At 36.3% G+C, this 17,766-nt stretch carries 19 protein-coding genes and 1 pseudogene; 18 read left to right on the plus strand and 2 right to left on the minus strand.

All coding sequences use genetic code 11. The features are described 5' to 3' along the window. Positions 1–278 precede the first annotated feature (278 nt). The 11 genes from JCM12304_RS01840 to JCM12304_RS01890 all read left to right on the plus strand — a co-directional run bounded on the left by JCM12304_RS01840 (position 279) and on the right by JCM12304_RS01890 (position 9,099). Entirely contained in the window at positions 279–794 is a 516-nt protein-coding gene (locus tag JCM12304_RS01840) for a YqeG family HAD IIIA-type phosphatase (protein ID WP_019377873.1), read from the plus strand. A gap of 2 nt (positions 795–796) precedes the next feature. Then, positions 797–1,897 (plus strand): ribosome biogenesis GTPase YqeH, encoded by a 1,101-nt coding sequence (yqeH, locus tag JCM12304_RS01845; RefSeq protein ID WP_019377874.1) that lies wholly within the window; start codon positions 797–799, stop codon positions 1,895–1,897. Between the two features lie 12 nt (positions 1,898–1,909). Further along, a complete protein-coding gene (gene aroE, locus JCM12304_RS01850; protein ID WP_060678381.1) occupies positions 1,910–2,755 on the plus strand; it encodes a shikimate dehydrogenase in 846 nt (281 codons plus the stop codon). A 1-nt stretch (position 2,756) separates the two neighbouring features. Then, positions 2,757–3,047, plus strand: coding sequence for a ribosome assembly RNA-binding protein YhbY (gene yhbY, locus JCM12304_RS01855; RefSeq protein ID WP_060678382.1), 291 nt, complete (start codon positions 2,757–2,759; stop codon positions 3,045–3,047). Positions 3,048–3,063: 16 nt separating this feature from the next. Continuing rightward, positions 3,064–3,642 carry a nicotinate-nucleotide adenylyltransferase gene (locus JCM12304_RS01860; protein ID WP_060678383.1) on the plus strand — a complete coding sequence of 193 codons (579 nt, stop codon included), beginning with the start codon at positions 3,064–3,066 and terminating at the stop codon, positions 3,640–3,642. Then, on the plus strand, positions 3,620–4,195 hold the full coding sequence (yqeK, locus tag JCM12304_RS01865) for a bis(5'-nucleosyl)-tetraphosphatase (symmetrical) YqeK (protein ID WP_019377878.1): 576 nt from the start codon (positions 3,620–3,622) through the stop codon (positions 4,193–4,195). The genes JCM12304_RS01860 and yqeK overlap by 23 nt, the downstream gene beginning before the upstream one ends. Beyond that, entirely contained in the window at positions 4,195–4,551 is a 357-nt protein-coding gene (gene rsfS / locus JCM12304_RS01870) for a ribosome silencing factor (protein WP_019377879.1), read from the plus strand. Before yqeK ends, rsfS begins: the two co-directional genes overlap by 1 nt. Position 4,552: 1 nt before the next feature. Beyond that, complete coding sequence (locus JCM12304_RS01875; protein WP_060678384.1) at positions 4,553–5,302, plus strand: class I SAM-dependent DNA methyltransferase; 750 nt, start codon at positions 4,553–4,555, stop codon at positions 5,300–5,302. Positions 5,303–5,481: 179 nt separating this feature from the next. Beyond that, the gene (locus tag JCM12304_RS01880; protein ID WP_033353990.1) at positions 5,482–6,066 is read left to right on the plus strand and encodes a ComEA family DNA-binding protein; all 585 of its coding nucleotides are present in this window, start codon (positions 5,482–5,484) and stop codon (positions 6,064–6,066) included. A 147-nt stretch (positions 6,067–6,213) separates the two neighbouring features. Beyond that, positions 6,214–6,786 (plus strand): ComE operon protein 2, encoded by a 573-nt coding sequence (locus JCM12304_RS01885; protein ID WP_019377882.1) that lies wholly within the window; start codon positions 6,214–6,216, stop codon positions 6,784–6,786. A gap of 12 nt (positions 6,787–6,798) precedes the next feature. Continuing rightward, positions 6,799–9,099: a DNA internalization-related competence protein ComEC/Rec2 gene (locus tag JCM12304_RS01890; RefSeq protein ID WP_060678385.1), complete on the plus strand. Its 2,301-nt coding sequence runs from the start codon at positions 6,799–6,801 to the stop codon at positions 9,097–9,099. 110 nt (positions 9,100–9,209) lie between these two features. On the opposite strand, the gene JCM12304_RS18890 is transcribed toward JCM12304_RS01890, so the two are convergent. Continuing rightward, a complete protein-coding gene (locus JCM12304_RS18890) occupies positions 9,210–9,344 on the minus strand; it encodes a YqzM family protein (RefSeq protein WP_019377884.1) in 135 nt (44 codons plus the stop codon). 327 nt (positions 9,345–9,671) lie between these two features. Between JCM12304_RS18890 and holA the strand changes: the two genes are divergently transcribed. Both holA and JCM12304_RS19470 read left to right on the plus strand, forming a co-directional pair. Then, positions 9,672–10,670 (plus strand): DNA polymerase III subunit delta, encoded by a 999-nt coding sequence (gene holA / locus JCM12304_RS01895; protein ID WP_369813125.1) that lies wholly within the window; start codon positions 9,672–9,674, stop codon positions 10,668–10,670. 205 nt (positions 10,671–10,875) lie between these two features. After that, complete coding sequence (locus JCM12304_RS19470; RefSeq protein WP_060678387.1) at positions 10,876–11,187, plus strand: hypothetical protein; 312 nt, start codon at positions 10,876–10,878, stop codon at positions 11,185–11,187. A 44-nt stretch (positions 11,188–11,231) separates the two neighbouring features. Here JCM12304_RS19470 and rpsT read toward each other — a convergent pair whose 3' ends face one another. Then, on the minus strand, positions 11,232–11,498 hold the full coding sequence (gene rpsT / locus JCM12304_RS01905) for a 30S ribosomal protein S20 (protein ID WP_060678388.1): 267 nt from the start codon (positions 11,496–11,498) through the stop codon (positions 11,232–11,234). A gap of 217 nt (positions 11,499–11,715) precedes the next feature. Between rpsT and gpr the strand changes: the two are divergent. The 5 genes and pseudogenes from gpr to hemW all read left to right on the plus strand — a co-directional run bounded on the left by gpr (position 11,716) and on the right by hemW (position 17,661). Beyond that, positions 11,716–12,823 (plus strand): annotated as a pseudogene (gene gpr / locus JCM12304_RS01910) (GPR endopeptidase). A gap of 107 nt (positions 12,824–12,930) precedes the next feature. Further along, positions 12,931–14,103, plus strand: coding sequence for a stage II sporulation protein P (gene spoIIP, locus JCM12304_RS01915; protein WP_019378003.1), 1,173 nt, complete (start codon positions 12,931–12,933; stop codon positions 14,101–14,103). A gap of 12 nt (positions 14,104–14,115) precedes the next feature. Beyond that, positions 14,116–14,448, plus strand: a complete 333-nt coding sequence (locus JCM12304_RS01920) for a DUF3679 domain-containing protein (RefSeq protein WP_019378002.1) — start codon at positions 14,116–14,118, stop codon at positions 14,446–14,448. A gap of 148 nt (positions 14,449–14,596) precedes the next feature. Further along, entirely contained in the window at positions 14,597–16,405 is a 1,809-nt protein-coding gene (lepA, locus tag JCM12304_RS01925) for a translation elongation factor 4 (RefSeq protein ID WP_019378001.1), read from the plus strand. Between the two features lie 92 nt (positions 16,406–16,497). Beyond that, complete coding sequence (gene hemW / locus JCM12304_RS01930; protein ID WP_060678389.1) at positions 16,498–17,661, plus strand: radical SAM family heme chaperone HemW; 1,164 nt, start codon at positions 16,498–16,500, stop codon at positions 17,659–17,661. The last annotated feature ends 105 nt before the right edge of the window (positions 17,662–17,766 follow it).

Here is a 17,766-nt window from a genome sequence, read left to right on the forward strand (position 1 = left end):
CTGTAGATAACTTGTGCGTAAATCAACTTGTTTGGTAATAATACGCTGTTAATTCAATACGAAAATTGTTAATAAAGTTATCCACAACGCAAATTTTGATGTTATTTGTCGAACGATTCTGGGAATATTTTGGTAGCAATTTTAAGTGAGTGTTCAAAGAGAATTATGGTTTCACTTCAAAAGAATAGTAAGTTATTATAGGATTAAGTTATAATATTATCTTACGGAAGAAGATAAAGTATAGTATGTTACTAATTAGAAATTATGAGGTGTGACCGTTGTTAAAAAGATTCTTACCAAATGAACATGTGAAAAGTATATTTGATATACAACCAGAAAAATTAAAGCAACGAGGGATTAAAGGTATTATTACAGATTTAGACAATACTCTCGTAGCATGGAATGTCAGGGATGCCACGCCAGAGGTTATTCAGTGGTTTAAATTGATGAAGGACAATGGAATTAACGTAACAATTATTTCAAATAATAAAAAGGAACGAGTAGAGCTTTTTTCTGAACCTTTAGGGACACCCTTTGTTTTTAGTGCTCGTAAACCGTTGAGCCGTGCTTTTAAAACGGTTGCCAAACAAATGGGATTAAAAAAGAATGAAATTGCTGTGATCGGTGATCAACTTCTAACAGATGTACTCGGAGGGAACTCGGCAGGATTTTATACCATTTTGGTCGTGCCCATCGTCCAGACGGATGGTAAAATAACGAAGATAAATCGAAGGATAGAAAGACGCATATTAAATTATATGCGAAAGAAAGGGCAAATTACTTGGGAGGAATAGGAATGGAAACACTTTATTGTCAAGGTTGTGGGGCTGAAATTCAGTCAACAGACCCAGGGGAGCCAGGTTATACTCCAAAGGCTTCTCTTCAAAACGAAAACGTTCTATGTAAAAGGTGTTTTCGCTTAAAACACTATAATGAAATACAAGATGTATCCGTCTCGGATGATGATTTCTTGAGAATGGTTAGTTCAATAAGGAATGCAGAAGGACTAGTCGTGCATATTATTGATATTTTTGATGTGAATGGAAGTTTATTACAGGGACTTCCACGAATTGTTGGTAATAACCCGATTATTCTGGTCGGTAATAAAATCGATCTATTACCAAAATCCACTAATGAGCGTAAGTTAATTCAATGGTTAAGAACATCTGCTAAAGAAGCGGGGATTAAAGTGGAGGATGTCTTTCTTATCTCTTCAATGAAGGGGTATGGACTTGAAGAGTTGGCTACTGAAATAGAAAAGTATCGTAAGAAAAAAGATGTTTATATTGTAGGAACTACAAACGTAGGAAAATCAACATTTATAAACAAATTGATTAAGCAAACTACAGGTTATTCCAATGTGATCACTACTTCTTATTTCCCGGGTACCACATTGGGATTTATTGAGATTCCTCTGGATGAGCAATCTTCATTAATTGATACACCAGGGATTGTTAATAAGCAGCAAATAGCTCATTATATTTCTGAAAAAGATTTGAAGGTTATCACACCTAAAAAGGAAATAAAGCCCAGAGTTTATCAGTTAAATAGCGAACAGACATTATATTTCGGAGGACTGGCCAGATTGGATTTTATAAAAGGAGAAAAAACATCCTTTGTTTGCTATTTTTCGAATGAATTGCCGATACATCGGACGAAATTGGAAAATGCGGACGAGCTTTATGTCAATCATATTGGTGAACTATTGTCTCCTCCAAGTGAAACGCCTGTAAAAAAATCGCTAGAACTTAAAAAAAATAGCTTTAAGCTAAACGGAGAAAAAACAGATATTGTTTTTCCAGGTTTAGGTTGGGTAAGTGTGGAAGGTAATGAAATAACAATTACTGCACATAGTCCGGAAAAGGTCGCTGTTTCAATAAGGAAATCACTACTTTAGGGGGAGTAGAATATGGAATACCATCTAGCTTTGATTGGGTACCCAATTAAGCATTCATTATCACCTTGGATCCACAACAAATTCTTAGATAAAGCAGGTTTAAGAGGAAGTTACGAACTTCATGAATTTGATCAGGCAAGTTCTTTTGAAGAGAATATTAAATTATTGAAAAGGAAGAAATACGATGGATTCAATGTGACCGTTCCATACAAACAAGAGATTATCCCATACCTTGATGAGGTTGATCCTATTGCTGATAAAATGGGTGCTGTCAATACGGTTGTAAATAAACAAGGTAAATGGGTTGGGTACAATACGGATGGCGTTGGTTATGTACGTTCATTGGAAGCAGCCTATCCTGAGGCGCTCTTAAATCAAGATTGTCGAATCCTTCTTATAGGAGCGGGTGGTGCGGCAAGAGGTATCTATTGTGCTCTGCGGGACAGAGGGTTCTCAAGAATTGACATAGCAAATCGCACACAAACAAGTGCATCTGACATTTTGGAGCTTCAGGCTGATCATGGAAATTGTACTGTTTTATCTATTCAGGAGGCTGAAAAAGCGCTTAAAGATTATGATATTGTAATCCAAACAACTTCGGTCGGAATGAGACCAAGTAGTAAAGATTCAATTATTCAAGTGGCAAATGTAAAAGACAAAGGAATATTCAGTGATATTATTTATCAGCCGTTAAAAACAGAATTTCTATCACAGGCAGAGACTGCCGGTGCGCCAATTCATTTTGGACATACAATGCTTTTATATCAAGCTCAATATGCATTTGAAAAGTGGACTGATAAAAAGGTCTCTTTAAACAATATGGCGGAAGAACTTAAATTACTTTTGGAAGGAAGATAATATGTTAACAGGTAAACAAAAACGTTTTTTGAGGGCAGAAGCTCACCATCTAAAGCCAATTTTTCAAGTTGGAAAAACAGGTGTTAATGAAAATATGATTATTCAAATTAACGAAGCCTTAGAAAAAAGGGAATTAATCAAAATTAGTATTTTGCAAAATTGTATGGGAGATAAAGATACAATTGCTGAAGAGTTGGCTGAAGGCACTCAGGCAGAAATTGTGCAAGTTATTGGTAATAATATTATCCTTTACAAGGAATCTAAAGAAAATAAAACGATTCAACTACCATAAAGAGGGTGTTGTTTTAATGAAACACGTAGGTATACTAGGGGGAACGTTTGACCCGCCTCATCTTGGGCATATGATTATTGCTCAGGAAGTCCAATTGTCATTAAACTTGGATGAGGTATGGTTTATTCCTTCCCATACCCCTCCACATAAAAATACGACAAAAACCAATGCTGAAGATAGGGTAAATATGGTGAAGCTGGCTGTACAGGGGAACGCTTACTTTAAAGTCAACACGATTGAGATAGATCGTTTCGGGAAATCATATACCTTTGATACAATAAAAGAACTGAATAAAGAATATCCACGCTGCACATTTTATTTTATTATAGGTGCTGATATGGTTGAGTATCTACCTAAATGGAATAGAATTGATCAACTAATTAAACTTGTGCAATTTGTTGGGGTGAAGCGGCCGGGTTTTTCTTTAATTTCAACATATCCAGTGATAGAGGTAGAAGTACCTCAAATTGATATTTCTTCTACCATTATTCGTAATCGAATAAAAAATAATCAGCCATTTTCGTATTTCACCCCTGAAGGCGTAATGAATTATATTAAGGAGAAACGACTATATGCAAATGGAACAAGCGGTTGAGTATGTCAAACCTCACTTAACAAAAGCAAGATTTGAACATACATTGCGAGTAGCTGAAACGGCGGTGGACTTAGCTGAAAGATTTGGAGTTTCCAGGGAAAAAGTGGAATTAGCTGCTATCTTTCATGACTATGCAAAATACCGCCCACTTGAAGAAATGGAAGATTATATAAAAAAAAGTGAGTTGCCTGATAATTTATTGACTTATCATCATGAATTATGGCATGGCCCTGTAGCGGCATTGTTAATAGAGAAGGAATTTGACATTCATGATGCTGATATAAAAGGGGCAATTCGCTACCATACTACTGGAAGAGCAAATATGAAGGATATAGAGAAGGTTGTTTTTATTGCTGACTATATAGAGCCAGGAAGAAATTTTCCTGGGGTTGAGGAGGTCAGAGAAGTAGTTTTATCTGACCTTAATTTAGCCTGTTGGATGGCGCTTCGAAACACAATTGAATTTTTGATGAAAAAGAAAGCAACCATCTACCCAGACACATTTCATGCATATAATGATCTTACAAGATATGTAAACGGAGGTAATCGTTAATGGAAGATAAAGATTTATTACAGATAGTAGCAACAGCTTGTGATGATAAAAGGGCAGAAGATATCATTGCTTTGGATATGAATGAAGTTTCCTTGGTAGCAGATTATTTTTTAATTTGTCATGGTAGTAACGAACGACAAGTTCAGGCTATTGCTAGAGGAATAAAAGATGCAGTGGAAGAAGAAGGGATTTCAATAAAACGTTTAGAGGGCATGGAACAAGCTCGTTGGGTGCTCGTTGATCTAGGCGGCATTGTCTGTCATATTTTCCATAAAGAAGAAAGAAGCTATTATAATTTAGAGCGCTTATGGGGAGATGCTACACAAGTTACATTGCATGTTGGGCAGGAAAAATAGTATGGCATATGGGAAAATGGCCGATGTTTATGATACGTTAATGGCAGTTGCACCTTATGATCAATGGATTGAAATGAGTTTAAGATTGTTTAAACAATGTGATAAACCAGTTAAACAGGTGATTGATCTTGGCTGTGGTACAGGAGAAATCAGTGTGCGTCTTGCTAAAGCAGGTTTCGAGGTCACTGGTGTGGATTACTCTTCTGATATGCTCGCATATGCAGAACGAAAGGCGACGAAAGAGCATACAAACATTGATTTGATTCAACAGGACTTAAGAGAACTGGAAGGTTTAAAAGAAATGGATGCAGCTGTATGCTACTGTGATGTTATGAATTATCTTACTTCCGAAAGTGATTTGAAAAATGTTGTTAAACGAATCGCAGACTCATTAAAACCCGGCGGCGTATTTATATTTGATGTTCATTCAATGCAACAGGTAGAAAATAATTTTATCGATCATACATTTGCAGAAGTAACGGAAGACACTTCTTATATTTGGTTCTGTACGGGAGGAGAAAATCCTGGAGAAATGTATCACGATTTAACATTTTTTCATAGAGAAGGGAATAAGTACGTTCGGTTCGATGAAGAACATTTTCAACGAACATACCCAATTTCTTTTTATGAACGTCTATTGTTAGCAGCCGGTTTTCAAAATATAAAAATATATGGAGATTTTTCTATAGATAAAGAAATAACCGAGGAGACTGAGCGGATGTTCTTTGTAGCACAGAAAAGAGTAGGATAAAAATATCCTATTCTTTTTTTATTAAAGGACTTTAAGTGATTTTGTCGAATATGAATTAGGGAGGACTCATCCTTGCTTTAAATTTATGTTTGACCCTTCGCAATCTGAATGAACCTCAAAGTATGCTCGATCCGCCTTCATCCCCCTATTATAGCACAAGGAAGTGACCTTCATTGAAAATGCCAATTAGAAGTGCTGGCTTTATTCTTATTATTACATCGGTAGTGGTTGTTTTTTTAATAATTACCCGCGAAGAAGAGCCACGAGTTCAACAAGAAATTTCCCCACTAAAAATTTCTACAACGGAAACACAAGAGGAAAGTAATCCATCCAAAGAAAATACAAAAATTATGGTTGATATCAAAGGGGCTGTTGCGAAGCCGGGAGTTTTTGAAATGCCTGTTGAATCAAGGGTAAATGACGCAATTAAACTAGCCGGTGGGTTTACAGCTGATGCTGATCAGTCACAAGTCAATTTAGCGCAGAAAGTCCAGGATGAGATGATTATAAATATCCCTGTTATAGGAGGAGAGCCCCTTACACAAGGTGAAGTTAGTAGTATCCAAACGGAAAAATTGAGCATTAATTATGCCACACAGGAAGAAATTGAAACCTTAAATGGAATAGGTCCTGCAAAAGCACAAGCAATTATTCAATTTCGTGAAGAACATGGATTCTTTAGTACAGCGGAGGATCTTCTTCAGGTTCCTGGAATTGGCGAAAAGACGCTTAATAATTTCATTGATGATATTCAAGTACCTTAAGCAGATTGACGAAAATAATACGATAAAGGTAAAATTGGATGGAAACCTGCAAAAATTAATTTAGTACGAAAAATGCTTTGGTTTCAATTAGTTTTAGTATTATCAAAATTTAGAGGAAAATAGTATTTTATAGGGAGAGAAAATAGTATGGAAAGAATTTCTTGGGACCAATATTTTATGGCACAGAGCCATTTACTGGCATTGAGAAGTACCTGTACAAGATTAATGGTAGGGGCCACCATTGTTCGAGATAAAAGAATTATAGCAGGAGGGTATAATGGAAGTGTAACTGGCAGTGTGCACTGCATGGATGAAGGCTGTTATGTTATTGATGGACATTGTGTAAGAACAGTGCATGCTGAAGCTAATGCACTTTTACAGTGTGCCAAATTTGGTGTGCCAACAGAAAATGCAGATGTATATGTAACACATTTCCCATGTCTGCAGTGCTGTAAGCAACTTATCCAGGCAGGAATAAAAACAGTCTATTATGCAGAAGATTATCGTAATCACCCATATGCTGAACAATTATTTAGTGAATCAGGTGTAAAAACGGTAAAAGTAGAGCTTGATTATCTAGCTGTCGATACACAATATCGTGAAAAACAGATGTTTGTTGATGGATTACTTGAAAAGCTTGAATTATCCACACTGGAAAAGGAAGAAATAACACAAATTAAAAATGAAGCTGAAAAGCTATTTCAGTATACAACTGAATAGGGAGAACAATCATTGAAAGGTTACTGGTATCTCATTCCTGTTTCCGTTACTCTCGGCTTCTTGACAAAAAACCTAATGCACTACTGGCTTTTAGGACTTTTTTTAATATGGATATTGTATCTTTACCATAAACAACGATTAGGGATTTTTCCTATCCTAATATCCCTAATCGCATCTCTTTTTTTCACTTGGTATATCCCTTCTCCAACACAACTCGAAAACACTGCTCCCCATCTTCCTGATAAAAAAGAATATCAAATGACTGGAAAAATTATTAGTCCCATTGATGAAAAAAGTCATAGCATTCAATTTTTGCTTAAGGACAATTCACATGATAATACTGTACAAGTAGTTTATTTTAATGGCAAGCATGATACAGCTTCCACATCAGGTCGTATTCATTCGCTCAAATATGGCGCTACATGCGAAATCAAAGGCATAATGGAAGTACCAGACCAACCGACTAATCCAGGCCAGTTTAATTACCGACAATACTTGTTTGGTCAAGGAATTCATTATCAAATTGTTGTTAATCAACTTTCTGGTTTGAAATGTTCTGGTTCCGGATATATGCACCGTTTTTATAAGCTTCGGGATATGTTAACAACCTATGTTGTAACTAACACTTCTGAAAGCACATCCGCATGGTTGAGTGCAATTGTATTTGGAGATGATTCGTTCCTGCCTAAGGACACAATTGAGTTATTTCGAAGATGGAGTCTATCGCATTTATTAGCAATCTCTGGTTTACATGTTGGACTTGTATTGGCCTTGTTGTATTTTATTTTGATTCGACTACTTGGCTTAACGAAAGAAAATGCTCAATGGACGATCCTTTTGTTTTTGCCAATTTATGCGGTGTTGGCTGGGGGAGAGCCCTCGGTTATTCGGGCGAGTGCCATGGGATTTGTCTTTATCGTCATAAACAAACTGCATATGAAATGGAGTGTTTCAGATGTATTAAGTTTCATTTTTATTCTACTTGTCTTAGTTGATAAGTATATTATTTATCAAGTTGGATTTCAGTTTTCTTTCCTCGTAACTTTCGGTATACTACTTTCACAAAAGTGGCTCCTGCAGGACGGTTTTTCATTTTTTCAAATGCTTAAGCTTAGTTTTATTTCACAACTTATAATCCTGCCTTTATATTTCACTTATTTCTCCACATTTCAACCATTGTCAATTCCTTTGAATATGATTATTGTCCCTTACTTTTCCTTCTTTTTAATTCCTTCACTTTTCATCCTGTTCATTTTGTCTCCATTTAAGTTAATTGCTGCTATATTAAGCTCATTAATTAATGTTTTGCAGGAATACATGCTTGCAATGATAACTTATATTGACAATTCTTTTTCAACATCCTTATCTTTAGGCCCTTTACCACTTAGTATTACGGTTATTTATTATGTCATCTTTTTTCTTTTGATGAAAAATCTCCACTACAAAAATTTAACTAAAGCATTTGGTTATGGCATTTTACTGGTTGTTGTTTTGGTAAGTGGAGCAATAAAACCATACGTATCGAATGTTGGATATATAACCATGTTGGATATCGGTCAGGGGGATGCCTTTGTTGTGGAGTTACCACATCGTAAAGGAGTCGTATTAATTGATGCTGGTGCGAGTTTTTCCTTCGATTCGGGAGAGCCAACGGAAAAAGTATATACACAAGTTATTAAGCCATATTTATTGTCGCGTGGAATAAATAAGATAGATGCAATATTCTTATCCCACGAAGATACAGACCATAATGGGAGTTTATCGTTTATTATTGACGAGTTTAAAGTTGGTGCCATAATTGTAAGCCAATTTTACGAACTGGGGGAACAGGAAATAGATTCATTGAACAAATTAGGGGTAGAGCTATTACGATTAAATGAAAATACGGCGGTAACGATCGGTGGAGAGTCGTTTACGATATTAGGTCCCAAAAAAGATCGTGCTTCATCAAATTCAAACTCATTAGTAATTTATGGAAGGCTTGGAGAGAAAGGTTGGCTTTTTACAGGGGATATTGGTGTAGAAGAAGAAAAAAATATTTTACAGGAATTCCCGGGGTTGGAAGTAGATGTATTAAAGGTAGCTCATCATGGTAGTAATACCTCAACAGATGATGAATTTATTCGTAAGTTGCAACCTGAATACGCTCTTATATCTGCAGGCAAAAACAATAGGTATGGTCATCCTACTCAAGAGGTGATCGACAGGCTTGAGAAGTATGATACTACCATATTGCGAACGGACCAAGATGGAGCTGTACAATTTCGTTTTAAAAAAGATAAAGAAGGAACATTTTATAGGCAATTCCCATAGAATGGGGTGAAGAGAAAAAAATATAAATAAAAAATGAAAAAGAGACTGGTAAATATCAGTCTCTTTATGATGGATCGTTAAAGCCATCTGACCTTATTATGGTTTTCGAATTATTGGCCGATTACGCTAACTGTTACACCGATAGCAAAAATTAAAATAAAGAAAATAAATGAGAAAGCAAAGCCTTTCATGGAATCGACAACATCATTATTTTTGGATTGTACATTTTTTTCAAATTCGTTCACATTTACCCCTCCTATATCACCATTAGTATAAATTAAATTATGGAAAAAATCCACTTTAGAATAAAAATTATTCCTAACGATATGCATCTCCAAATATAGAAAGAACTAACAACTATACTTTTCTGCTTGCGGGATAACCTAAGTATAGGAACCAATCCCGTTTAGGAGTCAGTTTCTAGAGCTGGTTCTTAAACGTTGATATAGATGATCGGGGAAAGTGCCCAAACACTTTCCTCGACTTTACTCTTGCTATTAAAGGGGACACACTTTACCATATAATCTATATACATAAATGGTGGAGTGAAAGAAATGTCATATATGGAAATAATGAAGAAAGTAAAAAATAAACAAATTGCACCAGTTTATTTATTATACGGATCAGAAAATTACTTTATACAGAAATTACAAAAAGAAATAAAAAAACAAGTGCTTGGTAAAGAAATGGATAATTTGTCATTTTATGATTTAGAAGAAACGCCGGTTCAGGAAGTAATTAGTGATGTGGAAACCTACCCTTTTTTTGGGGAGAGAAAGTTAGTCATTGCAACTAAGCCTTCTTTTCTGAAGGCCAAACCAGATAGAACTGCAGTGGAACATAATGTAGAAATATTAGAGAATTACCTCTCCATGCCAGTTGACTATTCTGTACTTGTTCTAATAGCACCTTATGAGAAAATTGATGAAAGGAAAAAACTAACCAAAGTACTTAAAAAGAATGCAGATATTGCAGTGTGTAACCCAATTAAAGATTATGATGTAAGAAAATGGATTGATAATTTGGCTGGACAGTTAAGAGTATATATTGATCAAGATGCCTATGACATATTCGAAGCTGAACTATCCACTAACTTAAATATGATGGAAAATGAATTAAAGAAGATGGCTCTTTTTGTTGGAGAAAAAGGAACTATTACTAGAGCAGTGGCAGAGAAATTAATTTCACATACTGCGAGCAGCTCTTCATTACGGTTAGTGGATACTGTGATTGATCGAGACTTAGCACAAGCAATTGCTATATATAAAGATTTAGAAAAAATGAAAGAGGAACCAATAGCGTTAATTGGTTTACTAGCCTTTCAATTTCGTACCATTTTGCGTGTCAAATTATTAAAGCTTAAAGGATACAGTCAATCACAAATGCAGAAGCAACTTGGTGTCCATCCGTACGTAATAAAAATTGCTCTGGCAAGAGAAAAGAAATTCACTGTAGAAAAATTAGAGGCTGCAATGGATAAGTTGGCTCAAGCTGATGCCTCAATGAAACAGGGGGCAATGGAGAAGGATTTAGTGTTTCAGTTGTTATTATATGATCTTATTAACGAATAATGAAACCAAAAGTCGGAGACGCTGGACCTGAAAGTGGTGAATCCAGTAATTTTTTCCTTTAAATTATGGTTCTATTACAAATGTTGGAGCACAACCGCATTTTGTTCATTCATAGTTGGAGTAAAATGCGAACTAAAGTATATTTTATTTTAAGGAAGCGGATGGACCCATTGATTTCCGCTGCAGGGGGACGCTTTCCACCGGCATGGCTTCAGCCGCTTCCTTCGCTACGCTACGTCCAGGGTCTTCAGCTCATGCTATTCCGGTAGGAGTCGCGGGCCAACAGGACGTTGGTTATGCAATCGTTGCCACAGGACGTGGCGTTCTTAGATTGCCCCCTTCCGCTCCAATCAATTTGTATCTGCTTTGTACCATAAATAACGGGTTATTATCTAACCACTTTACCATCGAAGTGTATTTTCCAAACGGTCATTTACAAACAACCAAGTTACGTCGCAGTTTATCTATTTTCCGAACAAGGGAAACTGTATTTTGGTACAATTTTATAATTTCCTAAGAAATAAAAAAAACGATCCTGGAGGATCGTTTTTTTATTGGAAATTATGCACCTAAGCTGTTTACTTTTTTTGCTAAACGAGACTTTTGACGGTCACCGTTGTTCTTATGAATAATTCCTTTTTGTACAGCTTTGTCAATATGCTTTGCAGTAGATCTGAATGCAGACTTTGCATTTTCCACATCATTTGCTTCAACTAATTTTTCCACACGTTTAATTTCTGAACGCATTGCAGATTTTTGTGCTTGGTTATTTGCATGCTTCTTATTGTTGACATCTACACGTTTAATCGCAGATTTAATATTAGCCATTGTTTCACCTCCTAAATTTCATAAAGCGTATAAAGTAAGACATTATCCTCAATTAAGTATTGGCTTTTAGCCCATTTCACTTTGTTAGTGGACAAAAGACATTTTACCAAACGAAAGGCATGTTTTCAATAGCTTTGATGCGTAATATGTTTTTTGTATTTTTTTACTACCTTTGCAGACCCTAAGAATGAAAGAAGCAGGAAAGGATGAGTTTGCTATGGATAATAAAAGTATACCACAAGTTAGAACGGATTTGGCCGTTGAAGCTAGAGATATGTATGTTGAAAAAGAAAAAAAGCAAAGTAATAGTAAACAAAATGAAATTAAAGGTGTAACCATTAAAGAAAGAAAACAAGAGGATATTAATATTTCTTATGTAGAGGTTGATGAAACTGGGGCAGAAATGATAGGCAAGAAACCTGGTACGTACGTTACTATTTATGCTGATGGGGTGAAACGCCAGGATACAGCTAGTCAGGAAGCTGCTGCAAAGGTTGTTGCAAAAGAGTTAGAGGAATTAATTAATAAAAATAATATACGTTACAGGGAAAGGTCTTATTGTAGGATTAGGAAATTGGAATGTAACTCCTGATGCCCTTGGACCTATGACAATGGAGAAAATTCTTGTCACAAGTCATTTATTTGAATTAGAGCATGAGACGGTTTCAGAAGGATATCGATCCGTAGCTGCAGTCACACCGGGAGTTATGGGTGTGACGGGGATAGAAACAAGTAACATTATCTTTGGTATCGTAGAAAAATTCAAACCTGATTTTGTGATTGCAGTAGACGCCCTTGCTTCAAGATCTATTGAACGAGTAAATGAAACAATTCAATTATCTGATGCCGGTATCCATCCGGGTTCAGGAGTAGGGAATAAAAGAAAGGAACTTAGTAAAGAGACTTTGGGAATTCCTGTTATTGCTATAGGTGTACCAACCGTCGTGGATGCTGTAACAATTACGAGTGACACAATAGACTTTTTATTAAAACATTTTGGAAGAGAATGGAAAGAGAAAGATCGCCCCTCGAAATCCTTAGCTCCAGCAAGTCTTTCTTTTGGTGAAAGAAAAAAGTTTACAGAAGAGGACTTACCCGATGAAGAGAAGAGAAGAACATTAATGGGTATGGTGGGAGGTCTTTCCGATGAAGAAAAGAGAAGTCTTATTACGGAAGTACTCACTCCAATGGGACACAATCTAATGGTCACCCCAAAGGAAGTGGATGGATTTATGATTGATATGGCTGAAGTAATTGCTAACGGGGTAAATGCTGCTTTGCATGAGAAAATAGATGTTAGTAATTTTACATCATACTCACGTTAAAATGGTAAGGACTCTACTAAGTCTAGCTTGAAAACATTTTGGTTCTATCTGCCTGATTCATCTCATAGATTATATCAATAGAGTATGATGCGGGGAAGGGTGGAACCATGATTTCAAATAGTAAAGGAAAGAAACAAATAAATCAGGTTTATAAACGAAGTGGTATATATATTATTAGCATCCTTAGTCTATTTGTTTTAATTGGAATCTTAACAACTGCGAAGCCTGCTTACAGAATTTCATCCCAGATGATAACGGAATGGACAAGCGATATGGACAGTTCTATATTTCTTTATTTATTAGGATTGGAAAACAGAGCATTTCAACAGGCATACCCTGAGGATAAAACCATCCCTAAACCAACAACTGCTTTGTTTCATATCGCAACAAATATTAAGCCGGATGACCCGCGTAGTTTACTGGGAAAGGAATTACCAGGCTTCTCCTTATTTGACAGCCGTGTCCTGATCGCGGGTGAAGGGACGAATTATACAAACCTTCCAATAGAATCGTCACCCCCCTTAGAAGAAGTGTTAAAAGAAAGGGAAGCTGTTTTGGATGAAGAGTCAGAAGAAGCTAAAGAAAAAGATGATAAGACGAAGAATGATGGCAAACCAACCACTGGAGATAAAGAGGTTGTTTATATTTATAATTCCCATAACAGAGAGTCCTTTCTACCCCATCTTCCCGGAGTAACTGACCCTGATTTAGCACATCATAAGGAAGTAAATATAACAAAGGTAAGTGATCGTCTTGCAGCTTCACTTGAAGCGGAAGGAATAGGGGCAACGGTTGATAATACAGATATTATGAGTATATTAAACGATAAAGGTTGGGGTTATGGACAATCGTATAAAGCATCTAGGGATGTTGTCAAAGAAGCTTTTGCTACGAACAAAGATATAAAATTTGCGTTTGACTTACACAGGGATTCCATTCAAGGAGAAGCTACTACGAAAAAGATTGATGGAAAGAATTATGCCAGAATCATGATTGTCATCGGAGCTGAGCATAAAGATTACGAGAAAAATTTAGCTTTGGCTACAAAATTGCACTACAAACTTGAGGACAAATATCCTGGTTTGAGTAGGGGTGTCTATCCAAAAAAAGGACCTGGAGTAAATGGTATTTATAATCAGGATTTATCCGAAAACTTACTTGTTCTTGAAATGGGCGGTGTTGACAACCATTTAGAAGAGCTATATCGCTCTGCAGATGCGCTTGCAGAGGTGTTTAGCGAATTTTATTGGGATGCAGAAAAAGTAAACTCTGACTCTTAAGGGGGAAAACAAATGGTACGCTCAATTATTGTTTTACTTTTGTTTGCCATATTCTTTTTAACAGGAACACTTTACGGCATGGATCATGCTCAGCCTATGGAAGGTGAAGGGGAGAGGGAGATACAGACTAATGCAGTGGAGACAAAGAAAACGAAAAAGGAACATGAAGCTAATACACAGGAAGTAATATACCAGAATCCAAAAGCAGTTAGTACAGAGCAAGTTGATGTAGCGGAACCAGTTAGCTTTGTTCAAAAAGCTGCAGCCTTTCTTGAAGCTGTAGTAAAAGGGTTCTATGAAGTATTGGTTCAACTTTTGTATCAAGTTTCAAAGCTATTCTTTTAGCAATAATAGTATCAATAGTTAATGAAAATAGCCCCTTTTACTAGTTTGTCATCTGTTTTGTTCTTGAATATAACTGCTTCAATTGCTATAATCAAGGCTAGTTATTGTCGACTAAAAGTTGAAGCTTATGTAGGAGTGAACATCACTAATGACAAAAAGACAAAGAAATGTGCGTAACTTCTCGATTATTGCCCATATCGACCATGGTAAATCAACATTGGCTGATCGGATATTGGAAAATACAAAAGCAATAACACAACGAGAAATGAAGGAACAATTATTGGATGCGATGGACCTTGAGAGAGAACGTGGAATAACTATAAAATTAAATGCGGTTCAACTTCAATATACAAGCAAGAGCGGCGAAGAATTTATTTTTCATTTAATTGATACTCCAGGGCATGTTGATTTTACATATGAAGTCTCCCGTAGTCTTGCTGCTTGTGAGGGTGCGATCCTTGTTGTAGACGCAGCACAGGGGATTGAAGCTCAGACTTTGGCCAATGTGTATCTTGCCCTAGATAATGATTTAGAAATAATTCCTGTTATTAACAAAATTGATCTGCCAAGCGCAGACCCTGAAAGAGTAAAGAAAGAGTTAGAGGATGTCATTGGAATTGATGGAGATGAAGTATTACTGGCATCAGCAAAGTCAAATATCGGGATTGAAGAAATATTAGAACGAATTACAGAGTCGGTGCCTGCCCCGGCTGGAGATCCGGAAGCTCCACTAAAAGCCCTCATTTTCGACTCGCTTTATGATCCTTATCGTGGTGTAGTAGCCTATATCTGTATTAAAGAAGGTTCTTTGAAATTAGGCGATAAAATCAGAATGATGGCTACAGGCAAGGAATTTGAGGTGAACGAAATTGGTGTCTTCAGTCCTAAGCCTATTAAAAAAGACAGTTTGACTGTAGGTGATGTAGGGTATTTAACTGCCTCCATCAAAAATGTTGGCGATTCCCGTGTTGGTGATACTATAACACACGCGAAGAAACAGGCAGACACTCCTTTACCAGGTTACAGAAAGCTTAATCCGATGGTGTTTTGCGGTCTATATCCTGTTGACTCTAATGATTATAATGATTTGCGAGAAGCACTCGAACGTTTGGAGCTTAATGACTCATCCCTTCAATATGAACCAGAAACATCGCAAGCACTTGGTTTCGGATTCCGTTGCGGTTTCTTAGGATTATTGCACATGGAAATAATTCAAGAGAGAATAGAGAGGGAATTTAAAATTGATTTAATTACCACAGCCCCAAGTGTAATATATGAGGTGGAGCAAACAAATGAAGAGCTTATTGAAATTGATAACCCTTCTGTAATGCCTGATCCTCAACAAATTAATGAAATAAGAGAGCCTTTCGTAAAGGCAACTATCATGGTTCCGAATGATTTTGTTGGTGCTGTGATGGAAATATCTCAAAAGAAGCGTGGGCAATTTATTGATATGGAGTATTTGGATGATATTCGGGTAAATGTAATTTACCATATCCCTTTATCTGAGATTGTTTATGATTTCTTTGATCAATTAAAATCACAAACCAAAGGATATGCTTCCTTTGATTATGAATTGATTGGATATCGAGCTTCAAACCTTGTTAAAATGGATATTCTCTTAAACGGAGAAACTATTGATGCGTTATCCTTCATCGTACACCGCGACTTTGCGTATGAACGTGGGAAGCAAATTGTCGATAAGTTAAAAGAGCTTATCCCAAGACAGCAATTTGAGGTTCCTGTTCAAGCAGCTATTGGTAACAAAATTGTGGCCAGGAGCACCATCAAGGCAATGCGTAAAAATGTACTTGCGAAATGTTATGGTGGCGATATTTCCCGTAAACGTAAATTGCTTGAAAAGCAAAAAGAGGGTAAAAAGCGCATGAAGATGGTAGGCTCTGTAGAAGTGCCGCAAGAAGCATTCATGGCTGTATTAGAAATGAATGATGATTAAGGAATAAGCTTACTCAAAGAAGGGAGGAAAAACCTGACAGTTTTTTATGCTGGAAGGTTTTTCTCTTTTATTTTGTCCAAAGGAGAAATGTTATGAATCTCATCCAATCTGTTTATATACACATCCCTTTCTGCCAGCAGATCTGCCACTACTGTGATTTTACTAAGTTTTTCTACAATGAGAAGCTGGCAACCGAGTACATTGTAGCGTTAAAAAAGGAAATGGACACGTACGTGGAAGGGAACAAAAATAAAGTTAAAACGATATTTATCGGCGGAGGAACTCCAACTGCACTTAACTTAGAGCAACTAGAGACTTTGCTCCAAGCTGTGGATGCTAAATTTGATGTCAATAGCTGTGAAGAATATACGATAGAAGCGAACCCAGGGGATTTCGATGAAGATAAGATAAATTTACTAAAAATGTATGGAGTAAATCGTATTTCTTTAGGAGTACAGGTTTTTGATGATAAAAAACTGAAAGAACTCGGGAGATTGCATACTGTGGAAGATGTTTACCGAACGGTAAATTTATTAAAAAGAAATAGTTTTACCAATATAAGTGTGGACCTTATCTATGCACTTCCCAACCAAGCCGTGGCTGATTTTCGTAGAACCCTTGAGGAAGCAGTTGCTCTTAATTTGCCCCATTTGTCAACATATGCTTTACAGATTGAACCTAAAACGGTTTTTTATCAGCGGCATCAGAAGGGGAAGTTGCACCGTCCAGCACAAGAGGAAGAGGTTGAAATGTATGAGTTGTTGAAGCAAATAGCAAAAGCCAATGGCTTGAAACAATATGAAATCAGTAACTTTGCTAAAGAAGGTTTTGAAAGTGAACACAACTTAACATATTGGAACAACAAATACTATTATGGATTTGGCGCAGGTGCTTCTGGGTATCTTCCAGGAAAAAGAACAATTAACATTCGACCACTACCTAAATATATAAAGCAATCAATGCAAAACGGTCAACCCATTTTACATGTTGATGAGATAGGTTTAAAAGAGCAAATTGAAGAAGAACTATTCTTGGGCCTCCGTAAAACAAGCGGAGTTAGTAAAGTGGCCTTTATGCAGAAGTTTGGAATGGATCTAGAAAAACTCTATGAGCAATCTATTAATGAATTAACAAAAAAGAACTGGTTGGTGAATGCGGAAAGAAAACTTTATTTAACGGAAGAAGGAATGCTTCTGGCTAATGAAGTATTTGAAAGATTTTTACTGGACGAAGAACCATCAAAGAATAAAAATTGATTATTTTTATTAAAAGTTTCTTGTTTGAATTCATGTTTATTGACAAAGAAAATATGATTTGATAATTTAATAATAGCATTAGCACTCGACCTTCAAGAGTGCTAA

It is taken from the genome of Virgibacillus halodenitrificans JCM 12304 (assembly GCF_001310895.1).
Classification (GTDB): domain Bacteria; phylum Bacillota; class Bacilli; order Bacillales; family Amphibacillaceae; genus Virgibacillus_Q; species Virgibacillus_Q halodenitrificans.

What these genes read in the sequence shown, in the direction of transcription:
- yqeH (WP_019377874.1), top strand. Translation starts at nt 797, where the DNA reads ATGGAAACACTTTATTGTCAAGGTTGTGGGGCTGAAATTCAGTCAACA.
- aroE (WP_060678381.1), top strand. Translation starts at nt 1,910, where the DNA reads ATGGAATACCATCTAGCTTTGATTGGGTACCCAATTAAGCATTCATTA.
- yhbY (WP_060678382.1), top strand. Translation starts at nt 2,757, where the DNA reads ATGTTAACAGGTAAACAAAAACGTTTTTTGAGGGCAGAAGCTCACCAT.
- JCM12304_RS01860 (WP_060678383.1), top strand. Translation starts at nt 3,064, where the DNA reads ATGAAACACGTAGGTATACTAGGGGGAACGTTTGACCCGCCTCATCTT.
- yqeK (WP_019377878.1), top strand. Translation starts at nt 3,620, where the DNA reads ATGCAAATGGAACAAGCGGTTGAGTATGTCAAACCTCACTTAACAAAA.
- rsfS (WP_019377879.1), top strand. Translation starts at nt 4,195, where the DNA reads ATGGAAGATAAAGATTTATTACAGATAGTAGCAACAGCTTGTGATGAT.
- JCM12304_RS01875 (WP_060678384.1), top strand. Translation starts at nt 4,553, where the DNA reads ATGGCATATGGGAAAATGGCCGATGTTTATGATACGTTAATGGCAGTT.
- JCM12304_RS01880 (WP_033353990.1), top strand. Translation starts at nt 5,482, where the DNA reads ATGCCAATTAGAAGTGCTGGCTTTATTCTTATTATTACATCGGTAGTG.
- JCM12304_RS01885 (WP_019377882.1), top strand. Translation starts at nt 6,214, where the DNA reads ATGGAAAGAATTTCTTGGGACCAATATTTTATGGCACAGAGCCATTTA.
- holA (WP_369813125.1), top strand. Translation starts at nt 9,672, where the DNA reads ATGAAGAAAGTAAAAAATAAACAAATTGCACCAGTTTATTTATTATAC.
- JCM12304_RS19470 (WP_060678387.1), top strand. Translation starts at nt 10,876, where the DNA reads ATGGCTTCAGCCGCTTCCTTCGCTACGCTACGTCCAGGGTCTTCAGCT.
- rpsT (WP_060678388.1), bottom strand. Translation starts at nt 11,498, where the DNA reads ATGGCTAATATTAAATCTGCGATTAAACGTGTAGATGTCAACAATAAG.
- spoIIP (WP_019378003.1), top strand. Translation starts at nt 12,931, where the DNA reads ATGATTTCAAATAGTAAAGGAAAGAAACAAATAAATCAGGTTTATAAA.
- JCM12304_RS01920 (WP_019378002.1), top strand. Translation starts at nt 14,116, where the DNA reads ATGGTACGCTCAATTATTGTTTTACTTTTGTTTGCCATATTCTTTTTA.
- lepA (WP_019378001.1), top strand. Translation starts at nt 14,597, where the DNA reads ATGACAAAAAGACAAAGAAATGTGCGTAACTTCTCGATTATTGCCCAT.
- hemW (WP_060678389.1), top strand. Translation starts at nt 16,498, where the DNA reads ATGAATCTCATCCAATCTGTTTATATACACATCCCTTTCTGCCAGCAG.